The 15,253-nt window shown below is 72.3% G+C and carries 18 protein-coding genes and 1 pseudogene; 12 read left to right on the forward strand and 7 right to left on the reverse strand.

Annotated elements, in window-relative coordinates; genetic code table 11:
* The first annotated feature begins 226 nt into the window (after nt 1-226).
* Nucleotides 227-661 carry an ATP-binding protein gene (locus tag ACF09C_RS23350; RefSeq protein ID WP_392093919.1) on the forward strand — a complete coding sequence of 145 codons (435 nt, stop codon included), beginning with the start codon at nt 227-229 and terminating at the stop codon, nt 659-661.
* Nucleotides 662-749: 88 nt separating this feature from the next.
* Here ACF09C_RS23350 and ACF09C_RS23355 read toward each other — a convergent pair whose 3' ends face one another.
* Nucleotides 750-1,859 carry a bifunctional succinyldiaminopimelate transaminase/glutamate-prephenate aminotransferase gene (locus tag ACF09C_RS23355; RefSeq protein WP_392093920.1) on the reverse strand — a complete coding sequence of 370 codons (1,110 nt, stop codon included), beginning with the start codon at nt 1,857-1,859 and terminating at the stop codon, nt 750-752.
* 115 nt (nt 1,860-1,974) lie between these two features.
* A complete protein-coding gene (gene fdxA, locus ACF09C_RS23360) occupies nt 1,975-2,295 on the reverse strand; it encodes a ferredoxin (RefSeq protein ID WP_003985062.1) in 321 nt (106 codons plus the stop codon).
* A gap of 112 nt (nt 2,296-2,407) precedes the next feature.
* Here fdxA and ACF09C_RS23365 point away from each other — a divergent pair, with 112 nt between their 5' ends.
* Complete coding sequence (locus ACF09C_RS23365) at nt 2,408-3,409, forward strand: GNAT family N-acetyltransferase (RefSeq protein ID WP_392093922.1); 1,002 nt, start codon at nt 2,408-2,410, stop codon at nt 3,407-3,409.
* Complete coding sequence (locus ACF09C_RS23370; RefSeq protein ID WP_362425244.1) at nt 3,406-4,242, forward strand: transglutaminase-like domain-containing protein; 837 nt, start codon at nt 3,406-3,408, stop codon at nt 4,240-4,242. The genes ACF09C_RS23365 and ACF09C_RS23370 overlap by 4 nt, the downstream gene beginning before the upstream one ends.
* Here ACF09C_RS23370 and ACF09C_RS23375 read toward each other — a convergent pair.
* Nucleotides 4,239-4,877: a TetR/AcrR family transcriptional regulator gene (locus ACF09C_RS23375; protein ID WP_392093925.1), complete on the reverse strand. Its 639-nt coding sequence runs from the start codon at nt 4,875-4,877 to the stop codon at nt 4,239-4,241. The genes ACF09C_RS23370 and ACF09C_RS23375 overlap by 4 nt on opposite strands.
* A gap of 87 nt (nt 4,878-4,964) precedes the next feature.
* Between ACF09C_RS23375 and ACF09C_RS23380 the strand changes: the two genes are divergently transcribed.
* From ACF09C_RS23380 to ACF09C_RS23410, 7 genes are all read left to right on the forward strand, one after another.
* On the forward strand, nt 4,965-5,315 hold the full coding sequence (locus ACF09C_RS23380) for a hypothetical protein (RefSeq protein WP_392093926.1): 351 nt from the start codon (nt 4,965-4,967) through the stop codon (nt 5,313-5,315).
* 20 nt (nt 5,316-5,335) lie between these two features.
* Entirely contained in the window at nt 5,336-5,974 is a 639-nt protein-coding gene (locus ACF09C_RS23385; RefSeq protein WP_392093928.1) for a hypothetical protein, read from the forward strand.
* Nucleotides 5,975-6,110: 136 nt separating this feature from the next.
* Nucleotides 6,111-6,431, forward strand: a complete 321-nt coding sequence (locus ACF09C_RS23390; RefSeq protein ID WP_392094351.1) for a hypothetical protein — start codon at nt 6,111-6,113, stop codon at nt 6,429-6,431.
* 186 nt (nt 6,432-6,617) lie between these two features.
* Nucleotides 6,618-7,862, forward strand: a complete 1,245-nt coding sequence (locus ACF09C_RS23395; RefSeq protein WP_392093929.1) for an NAD(P)/FAD-dependent oxidoreductase — start codon at nt 6,618-6,620, stop codon at nt 7,860-7,862.
* 25 nt (nt 7,863-7,887) lie between these two features.
* Nucleotides 7,888-8,916, forward strand: coding sequence for a sigma-70 family RNA polymerase sigma factor (locus tag ACF09C_RS23400; protein ID WP_392093931.1), 1,029 nt, complete (start codon nt 7,888-7,890; stop codon nt 8,914-8,916).
* A 21-nt stretch (nt 8,917-8,937) separates the two neighbouring features.
* Entirely contained in the window at nt 8,938-9,861 is a 924-nt protein-coding gene (locus ACF09C_RS23405) for a VOC family protein (RefSeq protein WP_392093933.1), read from the forward strand.
* 134 nt (nt 9,862-9,995) lie between these two features.
* Nucleotides 9,996-11,666, forward strand: coding sequence for a serine/threonine-protein kinase (locus ACF09C_RS23410; RefSeq protein ID WP_392093935.1), 1,671 nt, complete (start codon nt 9,996-9,998; stop codon nt 11,664-11,666).
* Here the strand turns inward: ACF09C_RS23410 and ACF09C_RS23415 are convergent.
* On the reverse strand, nt 11,649-11,939 hold the full coding sequence (locus ACF09C_RS23415; RefSeq protein ID WP_392093937.1) for a DUF397 domain-containing protein: 291 nt from the start codon (nt 11,937-11,939) through the stop codon (nt 11,649-11,651). The genes ACF09C_RS23410 and ACF09C_RS23415 overlap by 18 nt on opposite strands.
* Entirely contained in the window at nt 11,911-12,753 is an 843-nt protein-coding gene (locus ACF09C_RS23420; RefSeq protein WP_392093939.1) for a helix-turn-helix domain-containing protein, read from the reverse strand. The genes ACF09C_RS23415 and ACF09C_RS23420 overlap by 29 nt, the downstream gene beginning before the upstream one ends.
* 115 nt (nt 12,754-12,868) lie before the next feature.
* Here ACF09C_RS23420 and ACF09C_RS23425 point away from each other — a divergent pair, with 115 nt between their 5' ends.
* Complete coding sequence (locus ACF09C_RS23425; protein WP_392093940.1) at nt 12,869-13,093, forward strand: hypothetical protein; 225 nt, start codon at nt 12,869-12,871, stop codon at nt 13,091-13,093.
* A 251-nt stretch (nt 13,094-13,344) separates the two neighbouring features.
* Nucleotides 13,345-14,244 (forward strand): hypothetical protein, encoded by a 900-nt coding sequence (locus ACF09C_RS23430; RefSeq protein ID WP_392093942.1) that lies wholly within the window; start codon nt 13,345-13,347, stop codon nt 14,242-14,244.
* Here ACF09C_RS23430 and ACF09C_RS23435 read toward each other — a convergent pair.
* Nucleotides 14,241-14,924 carry a class F sortase gene (locus ACF09C_RS23435; RefSeq protein WP_392094352.1) on the reverse strand — a complete coding sequence of 228 codons (684 nt, stop codon included), beginning with the start codon at nt 14,922-14,924 and terminating at the stop codon, nt 14,241-14,243. The two genes, ACF09C_RS23430 and ACF09C_RS23435, sit on opposite strands and share 4 nt — an antisense overlap.
* A gap of 144 nt (nt 14,925-15,068) precedes the next feature.
* A pseudogene (locus ACF09C_RS23440) lies at nt 15,069-15,253 on the reverse strand (hypothetical protein); the annotation flags it as partial.

Genomic DNA, 15,253 nt, shown 5'->3' on the forward strand with positions numbered 1-15,253 from the left:
TCGCCGTCCCGCACCGCGCGCCCACCCCTCCGACCCCGCACTCCCCTTGTGCCGCAAGGGCAGTGACGGTTCAGCACGGCTTGGATCTTCTGCGCGTTCGTCCGCTTTCCTCCCCACCCGATAATGCGATCCATCGCACGGGCTTTACCTTCGAACGCCGAAACCTCCCCCTCCCCCGCCTCGGTTGAGCACGGCGTCAGAACGTCCTCTCCGTCGAAGGAGCACCATGTCCCTCCCCCTGACCCGTCGGATCGCCCGCGCCGCCCTCCTCGTCGCGGCCGGAGCAGCCCCCGTGGTCGGTGCGGCCGGCTCCGCGAGCGCCCTGGACCACAGCATCGCGCCCACCGGCGCCCTCTCCGGCATCAGCTCGCTGGACGCCGCCGGGGTCGGCGGCACGGTCGACGGCGCCTCGCAGACCGCCACCGGTGTCGTCGGCGAGACCGGCAGCGAGGCCGTCGGCAAGGCCGTTCCGGCCGCCGGCAAGACCGTGGGCTCGGCCACCAGGACCGCCACCCCGGCCGCGCAGCAGATCGCCGGCGACACCGCGGGGAACGCCGGCCAGGTCGTGGGCGAGACCGCCCCGTCGGCCGGCGGCCTCGGCGGTGGCCTCCCGACCGGCGGCGGCGTCCCGTCGCTGGGCGGCCTGCCGATCGGCGGCTGATCCCGCGGACACACACCCGCGGACACACGGAAGGGCCCGGGGAGCACACGCTCCCCGGGCCCTTCGGTGTCACTTCACGCGAGCCGCCTCACGCCAGGCGCTTCACCGCGGCCTCGACCCGCTCGTCCGTCGCCGTGAAGGCCACGCGGACGAACCGCTCCCCCGCCGTCCCGTAGAAGTCGCCGGGCGCGACCAGGATCCCCTTGTCGGCCAGGTACGCCACCGTCTCCCAGCAGGGCTCGTCGCGGGTCGCCCACAGGTAGAGGCTGGCCTCGCTGTGCGCGATGCGGAAGCCGTGCGCCTCGAGCGCCGTGCGCAGCGCCGCGCGCCGGGCCGCGTACCGCTCGCGCTGCTCGGCGACGTGCGCGTCGTCGCCCAGGGCGGCGACCGTGGCGGCCTGCACGGGGGCGGCGGTCATCATGCCGCCGTGCTTGCGGATCTGGAGCAACTCGCCCAGGACGGCCGCGTCGCCGGCGATGAACGCGGCGCGGTAGCCGGCCAGGTTGGAGCGCTTGGAGAGCGAGTGGACGGCGACGATGCCCTCGTACGTACCGCCGCAGACGTCCGGGTGCAGGACCGAGACCGGGTCGGCCTCCCAGCCCAGCTCCAGGTAGCACTCGTCGGAGAAGACGAGGATGCCGTGCTCGCGCGCCCAGGCCACGATCCGGGTCAGCTCGTCCTTGCCGAGGACCTTGCCGGTGGGGTTGGAGGGCGAGTTGAGCCAGAGCAGCTTGACCCGGGCCGGGTCGAGATCCGTCACCGGGTCGTCGTAGACGACGGGCTCCGCACCGCAGAGCCGGGCGCCGACCTCGTACGTCGGGTAGGCGAGGCGCGGGTAGGCGACCTGGTCGCCGGCGCCGAGGCCGAGCTGGGTCGGCAGCCAGGCGACCAGTTCCTTGGAGCCGACGACCGGCAGCACGTTGCGGTGGCCGACCGCGACCGCGCCGAGGCGCCGCTCGCACCAGCCGGTGAGCGCGTCCCGCAGCTCGGTGGTGCCCCAGACCGTGGGGTAGCCGGGCGAGTCCGCCGCCGCCACAAGGGCTCGCTGGATCAGCTCAGGGACGGGGTCGACCGGGGTGCCCACGGACAGGTCCACGATGCCGTCCGGGTGGGCGACGGCCGTCTTCTTGTACGGCTCCAGCTTGTCCCAGGGGAAGGCGGGGAGGCGCGAAGAGACTGCGCCCGGGACTGCGCTCACGAGTTGGCTCACTTCCTCATACGTACGGACGCACGGAAAAATCGCGTGGTCGAAACGCGTCGGTCCCGTACAGCGCGCCGGTCGGCGAGGCTGTACGGGACCGAGGACGGTTCGATCAGCCGTTCTGCGGCGGCAGAGCGGCGATGAAGGGGTGGTCGCGCTCGATCAGGCCGAGCTTGGAGGCACCACCGGGCGAACCGAGCTCGTCGAAGAACTCGACGTTCGCCTTGTAGTAGTCCTTCCACTCCTCCGGGGTGTCGTCCTCGTAGAAGATGGCCTCGACCGGGCACACCGGCTCACAAGCACCACAGTCGACGCATTCGTCCGGGTGGATGTACAAGGACCGGGAGCCCTCGTAGATGCAGTCGACGGGGCACTCCTCGATGCATGCCTTGTCCTTGACGTCGACACAAGGCTGCGCGATGACGTAGGTCACGCTGTCGTTCCTCCTCGGTAGGGCTGGTCTGCGCGGGAGCGCGGCGTCGTCGATGCCCGCCCCTAGTATCTCCGTTCTTGGGGACGATCCGAACAGGAGGGGCGGAGAAGCTGTGGAATTCACCGCTGGAGGGCGCCTTGAGGTGCGTATTACCCGCGCTGACGTGGGAAAACGTGTCTCAGTTCGGTATGTGACGGACGCGGGCGATCCGGGCGGGAAATTCACCGACGCGGTCGGAGTTCTCACATCCTGGGATCATGGTGTGCTCTTGATCACACGCAGGACGGGCGAGGCCGTCCGAATCCCGGATTCCGCCCTGGTCGCGGGCAAGGTCGTGCCCGCCGCCCCGGCCCGCAGGCGTGGCCCCGCCGCCTCCTTCGAGGAGCTCGCGCGCGCGATGGCGCGCGGCTGGCCGCCGGTGGAGAGCGAGGCGCTCGGCGCGTGGACGCTGCGGGCCTCGGGCGGATTCACGCGGCGGGCGAACTCGGTGCTGCCGCTCGGCGACCCCGGCCTGCCGACGGACGAGGCGCTCGCGCGGGTCCGCGAGTGGTACGCGAAGCGGAATCTTCCCCCTTACATCCAGACGGCGACCGGTGCCGAGGGCACGCAGGAACTGCTCTGCGCGGAGCTGGAGCGGCACGGCTGGCGCTCGGAGGTCACGGCGGAGGTACGCGTCGGGGGCCTCGCCCCGGTCGGTGACCTGGACGCGGACGTCTCGCGGGTGCGGCTCGCGCGGAGCGTGGACGAGGCGTGGCTGCGCCGCTACAACCGGTCGGGCACGGTCGGACCGCATGTGCTGAGCGTCCTGTCCGGCGGCCCGAGTGTGTGGTTCGCGTCCGTACCGGGCACGGGAGACATACCGGCGGCGATCGGACGGTGTGTGGTCGACGGCCGCTGGGCCGGGTTCATGGCGGTGGAGGTCGACCCCGAGCAGCGGCGTCGGGGCCTGGCCTCGGCCGTGATGACGGCACTCGCCCGGCGGGCCCTCGACGAGGGCGCGTCGGCCGCCTGGCTCCAGGTCGAGGCGGAGAACGACGGGGCCCGGGCGATGTACGAGGGCATGGGCTTCGCGGTCCATCACCACTACCACCACTACCGACCGACGGAGGGGTGAGCGAGGTGACCGGGGTGACCGACTGGCGGCGGGAGTTCGCCGAGGAGGCCCGGGCACGGCGTCCGGACCTCGCACGGCTCTGCCTGCTGATCGGGGCGGTGGCGGACGACGGCCTGCGCGAGGCCGACCTGGACGCGGCGGAGATCGAGCTCGACCGGCTGGCCGGGGAGCTGCCGTACGGCGTGCGGGACCCGGCGGACTGGGTGGCCGCGCTCGAGCGGGTACTCGGCGGGCGGTACGGCTTCCAGGGCGTTCCGGCCGACTACCAGCGCCTGGAGTCCTCGCTGCTGCACGAGGTGCTGCGGCGCCGGCGCGGGCTGCCGATCCTGCTGTCCGTCGTCTGGATGGAGGTGGCGCGGCGGGCGGGCGCGCCGGTGTACGGCCTCGGTCTGCCCGGCCACTTCGTGATCGGCTTCGGCGACCCGTCGGCCCAGGTCTTCGCGGACCCCTTCGCGGGCGGTCGGCCGATGACCGGCATGGACGCGGAGCTGCTGGTCGCGGGCGCGACGGGCGAGCCCCTCGAACCGTCGATGCTGCGCCCGACGGACCCGCTGGACATCGTCCTGCGCGTCCTGAACAACATCCGCGCCTGGGCGGCCCCGCGCCCGGAGCGGTCGAGCGTGGCCCTCTGGGCGGTGGAGCTGTCCCTCCTCCTCCCCTCCCATCCGGCCCGGCTGCGCTACGAGCACGCGGAGCTGCTGGTGCAGCGCGGCGAGTTCCAGGCGGGGGCGGCGGAGATGGAGGCGTACGCCTCGGTCGTGGCCGCGGTCGAACCGAGCGCGGCGGCGTCGATCCGCAACAAGGCCCAGGCGGCCAGGGCGCTGCTGAACTAGAGAGTGCCCGGCGGTCCGTGGCCTGCCGGGGCGAGGGGCTCCTGGTCGGCCCGGACGGAGGCCCAGATGCGGGCCGAGAGGATCCGGGACGCCTGGTTGAGGTCGATGTCCTCCGGGGTCGCGAGCCAGCGGTGGGCGGCCACCGCGACCGGGCCGACGATCAGGACTTCGAGGAGCGGGCCGGGGAGCGGGGCGATCTCGCCCGCGTCGATCCAGCGCTTCAGGTGGTCGGCGACCCGGGGGAAGTGGTCCGGCTCGACACCGCGGGCCCGGTCGGCGTCGACGGCCAGGTAGCTGGAGTACGCCGAGCCGTGCAGGTAGCGGGCCACGGCCGGGTTCTCCTGGTTGAAGCGCAGGTACGTCGTCACGAACGCCCGGATGCCGGTGTGGGCGGTCCTGGCCCGGTCGAGGGCGCCGAGCGCCGCCGCGTACGTCTGCTGCAGGCAGTGGCCGTACAGGGCCGCCGCGAGGCCGTCGAAGCTGCCGAAGTGGTGGTACAGGCTGCCGAGGCTGACCCCGCTCGCCCTCGTCACCGCGTTCACGGTGAAGCCGGCCTGCCCGGACGTGGCGAACACCTCCAGTGCCGCGGCCAGGAGGCGTTCGACGGTGGCCTCGCCACGGGACTGCTTTGCCATGGTGGGAGTATAGGTGCGGGTCAATAACTCGAATCTTTTTCTAGAAACTATCTCCAAAACCACGCCCCGTCGATCCATACTGCGGCCATGGATGATCTGTTGATGAAGGTTGTCTCCGCCGGTATCACGGGCGGACTGGTCGCTCTGGTCGGCTACGCGAGCGTCGCCCGCCGACGACGCCAGGTCGCCCGCGCCGAGGCCGCCCAGACCTCGACCGAGGACCCCACCCAGGCGCTGCTGCGGCACGCCGAGGACGCGGACCGCGAGCGGGACGCACTGGCCGCGCAGGGCCGCCTCACCGAAGCGCTCTTCCACGCCGACGAGGCCGTCGAGCACTGGACGGCGCTCACCCAGGCCCGCGTCGGCCGCTTCCAGGGCGAACGGCAGTCCGCGCTGCTCCGCCTCGAAGAGCTGCGCACCCGCGCCGGGTCGGCCTGAGCGCCCAGGGAGGACATGCCATGGCCCTCGCCCACTGGACCGGCCGGAGCAGGGACCCCGCCGTCGTGTCCACGGACGTCGCCCGCGTCCTCACCGCCGAACTCGGCCTCCCCGAACCGCCGCCCGCCCACGTCCTCGCGGGCGACAGCGAGGGCGTCCCGGCCGGGAGCCTGCTGCCGCCGCGTGAACGGTTCAGCGGGATGCCGGCCCAGACGCACTGCTTCGTCTACGTGGACGCCCAGGCGCCCAGACCGTTCGAGCTGCGCGCCTCCGTCCTGACCGGCCGGGCGATCCGGCGCAGCTTCGGGCTCGGCCTGCTCCAGTACGCGGTCCCGCTCACCACCCCGCTCCCGGGCCCCGCCGCCCTCGGCGCACGCCGGCGCGGCGGCCCGTCCCCCTTCGAAGGCGACCCGGAGGCGGCCCGACGGCTCAACGCGGACCCCGAACTCCTCGCCCTGGCCGACCACGTGTCCACCACCGTCGCGGGCCCCGACGCCACCCACCAGTGGAGCGTGGACCGCCTCCTGACGGTCGAACCGCGACCGGAGGGCGGACTCCTCCTGACCCGGACGCTCCACCGGCAGACCACCGGAGGCTGGTCCCTCGGCGCGGAGGCGGTCCTCACACTCGCCGCCCGCGTCGAGGCGGCGCTGGCGTAGGACCTCACCGACCGGGGCCCGGGCCCGGCGAGCGCCCGGCGAGGGGGCGGGCGCTCGCTTGGCCCGGGGTCCCTTGCCCCATAGGGTCGTTCGCATGTCTCTCCGTCTTCGTATGCGTCAGGCCCTTCCCGAAGCCATGCGCGCCCGCGACAAGGCCGCCGTGAGCGCCCTGCGCTCGACACTCGCCGCGCTCGACAACGCGGAGGCGGTCACGCCGACCGAGGAACAGCTCCGGGGCACCGCCATCGAGGCGTCGCCCTCGGGGGTCGGCGTCACCGAGGCCGTACGACGCGAGCTGAGCGAGGAGACGGTGGTGGAGATGGTCCGCGCCGAGGCCGCCGAGCGCCTGGAGGCCGCGGAACAACTGACCGCCCCCGCCCACGCCGACCGGGCCGCCCGACTGCGCGCCGAGGCCGACGTCCTGCTGCGCCTCCTGGACGGCCCCGCGACCGCCTAGCGGCGACTTACGCGCGGATCGCGGGCTCCGCAGGGGCGCCTCGGTCTCCTGAGGGCCGATGCCCCCACCCGCCCCAGGCAGGGTGACCCACGTCACACCTCTGTCCTGTCAGGAATGGGGCCGCTGTCCCGCTCAACCCGTAGAGAGCACGCACACAGAGCGCGTGCGAACTGACGGGAGCAGCTCATGAAGCACCGCATCGTCGTCCTCGGTGCCGGCTACGCCGGGGCCTATGTCGCCGGGAACCTGGCCCGCCGGCTGTCCCCCGCGGACACCGAGATCACCGTGGTCAACGCCGAGCCGGACTTCGTGCAGCGGCTGCGGATGCACCAGTTCGCGGCCGGCCAGGAGGTCGAGGCCCCGAGGCTCGCCGACGTCTTCGCGGGCACGGGCATCCGCCTGCGCCTCGCCCGTGTCACGGCCGTGGACCCCGCGCGCCAGATCGTCGCCGTGACCGACCCCGAGGGCGGCGGCGAACTCGGCTACGACACCCTCCTGTACGCGCTCGGCAGCCACACCGCCGACCACGGAGCCCCCGGCCTCGCCGAGCACGCTTTCGACGTCGCAGGCCGCCCCTCGGCGCTGCGCCTGCGCGAGCGCCTCGACCACCTGGACCGGTCCGACACGGCCGCCGGTCGGAGCGTCGTGGTCGTCGGCGACGGGCTGACCGGCATCGAGACCGCCACCGAGATCGCCGAGTCCCGGCCCGGCCTGTCGGTGACCCTGATCGCCCGCGGCGAGCTGGGCGCCGCGCTCTCCGACGGCGCCCGTGACCACCTGCGCCGCGCGTGCGACCGACTCGGCATCACCGTCCGGGAACACACCACCGTGGAGGCGGTCGAAGCGACGCACGTGCGCTGCGCCGACGGCGCCACCGTGGCGTCCGACGCCACCGTCTGGACCGCCGGGTTCGCGGTCCACCCGATCGCCGCCGCGAGCGGTCTCCAGGTCACGGAGAGCGGCCGGATCGTCGTCGACCGCACCATGCGGTCGGTCTCGCACCCGAACGTCTACGCGGCGGGCGACAGCGTCCACGTCATCGGCGACAACGGCCGCCCCCTGCCGATGTCCTGCGCCTCGGCCGGCTACACCGGCCGGCAGGCCATGCTGGCGATCGTGGGGCGCCTGACCGGGCGCGAGATCCCGAACGTCAAGCTGGAGTACGTGGGCAACCACATCAGCCTGGGTCGGCGCGACGGCATCATGCAGTTCGTCGACGAGGAGGCGCGGGCGAAGCCGACGTACTTCAGTGGCCGGAAGGCCGCCCGGTTCAAGGCCGCGATCCTCGCGATGTCGCTCTGGACCACCGAGCACCCGACCTTCGGCCTGCCCACGCGCACGCGCCGCCTCACCGCCGCGCCGACGGAAGCGCCCATGCCCACGCCCACGGGCGCTTCGGCGGAGGTTTCCGCCCGAACGGCGGCCGCGTAGGCACATGATCACTAGGGTGGCCTCCATGGACTCCGCGGACACCACACCGTCCGATCCGTTCGACACCAGCAGCTTCGAGGCCGGCCGGAACCGGCTGGCCTCGCTGGCGTACCGGCTGCTCGGCTCGGCCGCCGACGCCGAGGACGCCGTGCAGGACGCCTTCCTGCACTGGCAGGCAGCGGACCGGCAGCGGATCGTCGTGCCCGAGGCCTGGCTGACCAAGGTCGTCACCAACCTGTGCCTCGACCGGCTCCGCTCGGCGCAGGCCCGCCGTGAACGCGCCGCCGGCGACTGGCTGCCCGAACCGCTCCTGCAGGGCGACCCGATGCTCGGCCCCGCCGACACCTTCGAGCAGCGCGAATCGGTCTCCCTGGCCGTACTGACCCTCATGGAGCGGCTCTCGCCGGTCGAGCGGGCCGTCTACGTCCTGCGCGAGGCGTTCTCGTACAGCCACGCCGAGATCGCCGAGATCCTCGACATCACCGAGTCCGCGAGCCAGCAGCACCTCCACCGGGCGCGCGGCCGCGTCACGACCCCCGGGCGTCGCCGCTCCGGCGTCGGCGACGGTGTCGGTGTCGGTGTCGGTGTCGGTGTCGGCGTCGGTGAGGTCGACCGGGCGGCCGCCCGCCGCATCGTCGAGGAGTTCCTCGCCGCCGCCACCTCGGGCCGCACCGACCAGCTGGTGGCGCTGCTCACCGACGACGCGACCGCGGTCTCCGACGGCGCGGGCGGTCTGGCCACGAGGCTGCTGCGGTACGACACCCCGGAGCGCATCGCCGCCCTGGCCCGGGCCGGCTTCAAGTCGACCCCCGCGAAGCACCGCCTCGTCGGCGGGCGGCCCGCCATGCACTTCGCCCTGGTCAACGGCTCCCCCGCCCTCCTCGCCGTACTCCCCGACCGGGACGGCGACCGGGTGGTCGGCTCGGTGACCTTCGACCTCGCCGACGGCCGGATCGCGACGGTACGCGGCATCGCCGCCCCGGCCCGTCTCGCCCGCCTGACCGAGGCCTGGCGTCAGCGCGAGGAGGACACACCCCTCATGGCCGAGTGGTGATGCCGGCCCTACGGTGAGGACATGCCTCACGACCTCACACGGTTACACCACGTCGGGCACGTCGTCAGCGACATGGCACAGGCCATGGCGCTCTACCGGCGGCTCGGATTTCGCCTTCCTCCGCCCAGCGTCCCGGCGTTGGCCCCCCGTGCGGGCGCCGCGCCGGAGCCGTTCGGGGCGGCGAACACGCACGCCGACCTCTCCCGGAGCTTCGTCGAGTTGGTGACCCCGGTGCAGCCAGGGAGCATGGCGGGCCTGCCCCCTGACGCGCGGGTCGTTCCTCTCCAGGCGCCTGTGGAGAAGCTTCCCCTGATGCTGTCGCGGATCGAGGCGACCAGCGCTCAGCTTGCCGGATGGCGTGATCGCTTCGAAGGGCTCCACATCCTGATGTTCTCCTCGCCGGACGTGGACGGCGCGGCGAAGCGGCTCACCGCTGCCGAGGTCGGGCACGGCGGGGTGAACACCGTCGGCCGACCGGTCGAAACCCCCGACGGCGTGCGCACGGAGCCTGTCCGCTACCTGGAGATCGATGGTGCGCCGGAGGGCCGCGTAGGCGTCGTCGCCGACGTGGACCCTGAATTCCAGCACGCCCGTCACCTCGACCACCCCAACGGCGCCCAGGACCTCGTCGAGGCGGTCCTGTGCGTTCCTGACGGACAACTCCCTCTGGTCCGCGAGCGGTACGAGCGATATCTGGGCCGGCCGCTCTCCGCAGGGGGGCCGGTCACCCTCCTGACCGAGTCCGACCTCTCGGATCTGCTGCCGGGCGAGGATCCGCCCGCGCTCCCGGCGCTTGTCGCCTGCACCGTCACCGTCCCCGACATCGCTCGCGTACGCGCGCTGCTCGCGGAGAGTCGATTGCCCGTACGCGAGACGGCTCGTGGGGAACTCTTCGTCCCGGCCGAAGCGGCCCTGGGTACAGCGCTGATCTTCCGGGAGGCCTGACAGGGGCGGGGGAGCCCGGAGCCGCGTGGTTCCACGCCATCAGCAGTGGTGACTTGGCCACTCGCCGGACGGCAGCGGGCCAAGGGCCATAGGATCACCGCGCGTTCAGGGGAGATCCGAGGGGGAGAACCGGAATGAGGCCGCTCGACGCGTCCATGCCGACGGAGGCCGGGCCGTACCGTCTGCTGACCGAACTCGGCAGCGGCGGCATGGGCCGCGTCTTCCTCGGCGCGGCGCCCGACGGCCGTCTCGCGGCGGTGAAGCAGGTACACCTGCGGTTCGCCGCCGAGGACGGCTTCCGGAGCCGGTTCCGCCGCGAGGTCACCGCCTCCCGCAAGGTCTCGGGCGCGTACACGGCCGCCGTCATGGACGCGGACGCCGATGCCGAGCTCCCTTGGCTCGCCTCGGTGTTCGTGGCCGGCCCGTCGCTGGGTGCGGCCGTGAAGTCCACCGGCCCGCTGCCGACCGAGACGGTACGCCGCCTGGCACTGGGCCTGGTGACAGCCCTGGACGAGATCCACCGCGTGGGCCTCATCCACCGCGACCTCAAGCCCGAGAACATCCTCCTCGCCGAGGACGGCGTCCGCGTCATCGACTTCGGCATCGCACGAGCCGCCGAGCCGGAGGGGTCGACCGCGCTGACGCAGACGGGCTGGGCGATCGGCTCGCCTCCGTTCATGTCGCCCGAGCAGGCGGAGAGCAAGGAACTCACCCCGGCGAGCGACGTCTTTTCCCTCGGCTCGGTCCTCGCCCTCGCGGCGACTGGCCGAGCCCCGTTCGCCGCCGCGTCGGTGTTCCTGACGCTCCACAACGTCGTCCACACCGAGCCCGACCTCGACGACGTGCCGGATGATCTACGTCCGATCGTTGCCCGCTGCCTCACGAAGGACCCGGCCCGACGACCTGCCCTGGCGGAGCTACGGGACCTGCTGGGCCCGGTCCGGCCCGCGACCAGGCCGTGGCCACCCGCCGTCCACGGGCTGATCGCCGACCAGAAGGACCGACTGGACGAGCTGCTGAGCGAGGGCGCCGAGGGTGACAGTGCCCGGTGCACATCCGCCGCGTCGCCTCAGTCCGAACCAGATCTCGAACCAGAACCAGAACCAGAACCAGATCCCGAACCCGAGCCACGGCCCGAGACGGAACCGGTGCGCCTGGCCGACATCGACCAAGACGCCGAGACCGTCACGGCGGCAGCCACACCGCCGCCCCCGACGCCCACACCGCGCCCGCCCAGGCGCGGCAAGCTGGTCGCCCTCGCCACGGTCGGCGCGGTCGCCCTGGCGGGGACGGGAGTCGGTGCGTACCTGCTGCTGCGCAACATCGGTACCGGCGAGCCCGACAAGTACGCCAGCACACCGCTCTGCGCGGACGCCGCCCCGAAGCTCCCCCTCCCCGAACGCCTGACCAGCCAGGACGCCAACGGGAGGTCAGGCTCTTTCGACGTAAGCCGCTGTGAGTGGCACGACGGCGAGAACCCCGCCACCAACTGGGCAGCCCGCCCACACGCCGTCGTCCAATGGACTGTGCAGCGCACGGAGGAAGGGGGCGAGAACGGCACAGTTCTCCAGCACGAGAAGTTCAACCGGGACGCCGGACCGCCCTCCCGCCAGGACACGACGGTCGACTTCGCCGACGAGGCATCGTGGGACCCGCCCAACGACAGGATGAACTGCTCGCTGAACGTCCGCGACGGCAACCTCGTGCTGTGGGTCGCGCTCGACGGGAACCGTCACCCCGTATCCACGTGCGAATCGGAAGCCCGGAAGATCGCCGAAGCCGCCGTGTCAGCGACGCCCAGCTGACGCCTTGACCCCGTCCACGAACGCCGTCCAGGCCAGGGCGGGGAAGAGGAGGGCGGGGCCGGTGGGGTTCTTGCTGTCCCGGACGGGGACGTGGTCGGGGCGAGCGGCGTCGTTGACTTCGAGGCACGCCCCGCTCTCGCCTCCGCTGTAGGACGACTTGCGCCAGGTGTCGCTGACTTCGAGGCACTCGCCGCTGTCGCCACCGCTGTAGGAGGACTTACGCCAGGCAGAGAGGACCGAGGCGTCAGGGATGCTTGTCGGTGCGTGCTGCATGCTCGTATTCCTCCGCAACGGACCTGATCAGAGCCAGCGACTCGCGGTGGGACAGCGCGTCGCCCAGGGCATGATCGTAGACCTCCTGGCACTCCCGGACCACGGACGGAGTCTCCCAGACACGGCCTGACTTGAGGCCTTCCACGTACGCAATGGGCGGGAGGTCCGAGAACCACATCAGAGAGACGAAGCCCTCCAACATCGCGTGCGCACCGACCTCGAAGGGGAGGACGTGCACACGGATACGGCGGCTCTCCCCCAGCCGCGCAATGTGACGCAGCTGCTCGCACATCACCGCGGGGCCGCCAATGTGTTGCCTCAGGACTGCCTCGTCCATGAGCGCCCACACCACCGGGGAGTCGAAGTTTTCCAGGATGCGGGCGCGCTCCAGTCTTGTGACCAGGAGCTTGTCACGTGCGGCATCGCTCTTCGGCGGATGGCCCGATCCGAGGACGGCTTTCGCGTATGCCTCTGTCTGGAGAAGTCCGGGCACCAGCTTCGGGCCGTACACCCGGATCAACGTTGCCCTGCCCTCGAACTCCAGCGCCTCCGCGAAGTGCTCGGCCACCTTCTTGCCGTCCAGCACCGGCAGGAACCGTTCGAAGAAGTCGTCCCCCGGGTTCAGCGCGCGGTCCAGGCGGCGGGCGTCCTCGACGCCTGGGCGGCGGCGGCCGGCTTCCATGTGGGCCAGGTGGGTGCGCGAGATGATCGTGCGCTCGCTCAGCTGCTCCTGCGTGAGCCCCGCCGCTTCTCTTCGGCGTTTCAGCTCTTCACCGTATTTTCGACGCGACACCGGATTGTCCTCGATCGCCATCGCCAACTCCCCGACGTGCTGCTCGCGTTGTCACGTGCAAACCCCTGTCGAGCGTAACGTGATCCACGCCACTGTGTGACCGGAACAACACACAGAGCGAAAGGGCTCGCGAGCAATGCAAACCCCCCACGGTCCCGGCGCCTTCGTCGCGCACACCGGAACTGACGTGTACGGCCCCGGCAAGGTCATCGGGGTCGACGGAGTGCACCGGCGCGTGCGGTTCGTGCACTTCGTGGCGACGATCCGCGCCGACGACCTCCGCGCTGCCTCGCCGCGCGAGACGCGGGAGATCCAGGAGTGGCTGCGGGCGAAGCGGCAGCGGTACGGCGGGGAGTGGTGATGCGGCTGCGCGTCTCCCGGGACGGCGGGCGGACCTGGACGCCCACCACGACGTACACGCCCCTGCGCGGAGACGTGCCGGTCGAACCGATTCTGCGCTTCCCGCCCTGCCGTTGCCCCCGCTGCTCCGTCACAGCAGGCGACCGTACGGTCACTCATCCTGCTGTACGGTGAGCACAAAAGCGGCCCCCGAGCTGGTTGCAGCCAGCGCCGAGGGCCTTCACTTCGAGTGCCAACAGGAGGGCACCCGGAATGCTTCGTCATGCTATCTCTCCGGCTCGGCGCTTCAGTCAGATCCCGCACGAGATCCTCCGCCACCGGGACCTCAACGCCGACGCCGTACGGCTGCTCTGCTGGCAGCTCTCCCTCCCCGATGGCGTCAACGAGCCGCTCTCCACGACCGCCGAACGGGCGGGCATCCGTAAGGTCGCCTTCCTTCGCGCCAAGGGGCAGTTGAAGCTCGCCGGCTACGTCCACGAGTGGCGCGAGCAGGGGCCCGGCGGGCGGTGGGCCACGCGTCAGCTCGTCTCCAACGTGCCGCTCGGCGCCGCCGAGGCGGCCTCCCTGCGGTCCCACCCACCGGTCGTCCCGCCACCGGCGGACACCCGTCCGGCCGCCGGTGAGCCGACCGGTCGGGCCGTCGGCCGTCATCCAGAGAAGACCCCCGAAGGGAACACCTCCACCCCTCCCCCGCCCGAGGTTCCCGAGGCACCCGAGGCACGTCGACTCGTCGACGAGTTGACCGCCCTCGACCCCCGGTTGCGCGTCCCGCGCGCGATGGTCCCCGAGTTGGCGGGCCTCGCGGCCCGCTGGCTGGAGGCAGGGCATCCGGCCGATGCCGTACGGGAGTCCATCGCCCGCTGCCTGCCCGGCCGGGGCAGTCCCATCCACCGGCCCGGCGGGCTGCTCCGGTACATCCTCCGCGAGGTGTCCCCGGTCGCCCCGCCGCCTCCACCGCTTCCGGCGCCCCGGGTCACCGGCCTGCGCGAATGCGAGAGCGGGCGGCATGGACAGGCGTACCTGTTCCGGCCCTTGGCGGACGAGGATCGCTGCGAGGGCTGCCGCCCGGCCTCCCCCACCGGTCCCCGTTCACCCGCGCCCGCACCACGCGGGCCCGCTCTCGCCCGCGCGGCCCTGCGGAAGCGCCTCTAGGCCGCCGGTGTCGCGCCAAGAGCGCGCTCGTCGAGGTGGGCGAAGACGACCAGGTTCTCGGTGTAGTCCCTGGCCGTGCGGTCGTAGGCGCCGGCGCATGTGATCAGGCGGACGAGCGCGGCGGGCGTGTCGGCGTAGACGCGCTCGTCGGGGAAGTCGTCCTTGCTGAAGCTCTCCACCGAGTCGACCACGAAGACGGCGGTCGTACCGTCGGCGCGCCTGACTTCGAACTGGTCCCTGGGGACGAGTTCGGAGAGCCGCGCGAAGACGGCCGGGGAGGTCGCGGTGTCGAGGTGTCCTGCGATGACCGCGGTGCCCCGTTCGCCCGGTGTGATTCCGTCGGTCTGCCAGCCGACCAGGTTCGTATCGTCCGCGGGCGGAGGGTCGAGTGCGCCGGAGGGGCCGATCGCGAGCCCGGTGAACGGGGCGTTGACCCCGATCTTGGGGATCGTCAGGCGGGTCGGGGCCGACCGCGGCATCGTCGGATGCGTCGGCCGAGCCGGTCGGTGGTCCCGGGGTGAGGGAGTGGGGGTGGCCGCGGGCGCGTGCTTTCCCGGCTTGGCTCCGGCGGAGTCGGCGGGGGGATTCCCGCCCGATCCGGGTAGGCCAGGGCCGAAGAGGAGCACGAGCGAGGAGAGCAGGAGGGTCCAGAAGGCGGTGGCGATCACCCATCGCCGGATGCGCCGGGGGCGGGGCGTACCCGGGGAGGAGTCTGGCCGGTTCGACACCGGGTGCACCTTTCGACGGTGTGGCGGCTGGCCGGATGGGGCGACGAAACCTGACGCGGGACCACCTGGGGCAGGTGCTCCCGCGTCAGTGACAACTCAGGCAGCGGTGCCGACTGCCTTCTTACGACGGTAGAGGGCGTACGCCGCCAGACCGCCCGCGAGCACGAGACCGCCGGTCATGCTCGTACCGCTGCTCGCGAGACCGCCGCCGCCGGTGTGCATGCCGCCCTTCGGCTTCTCGTGGCTCCAGCCGTTTTCCTTGCCCTTCTCCTTGTCCTTCC

Origin of the sequence: Streptomyces sp. NPDC014870, from assembly GCF_043081505.1 — a bacterium.
Lineage (GTDB): Bacteria > Actinomycetota > Actinomycetes > Streptomycetales > Streptomycetaceae > Streptomyces.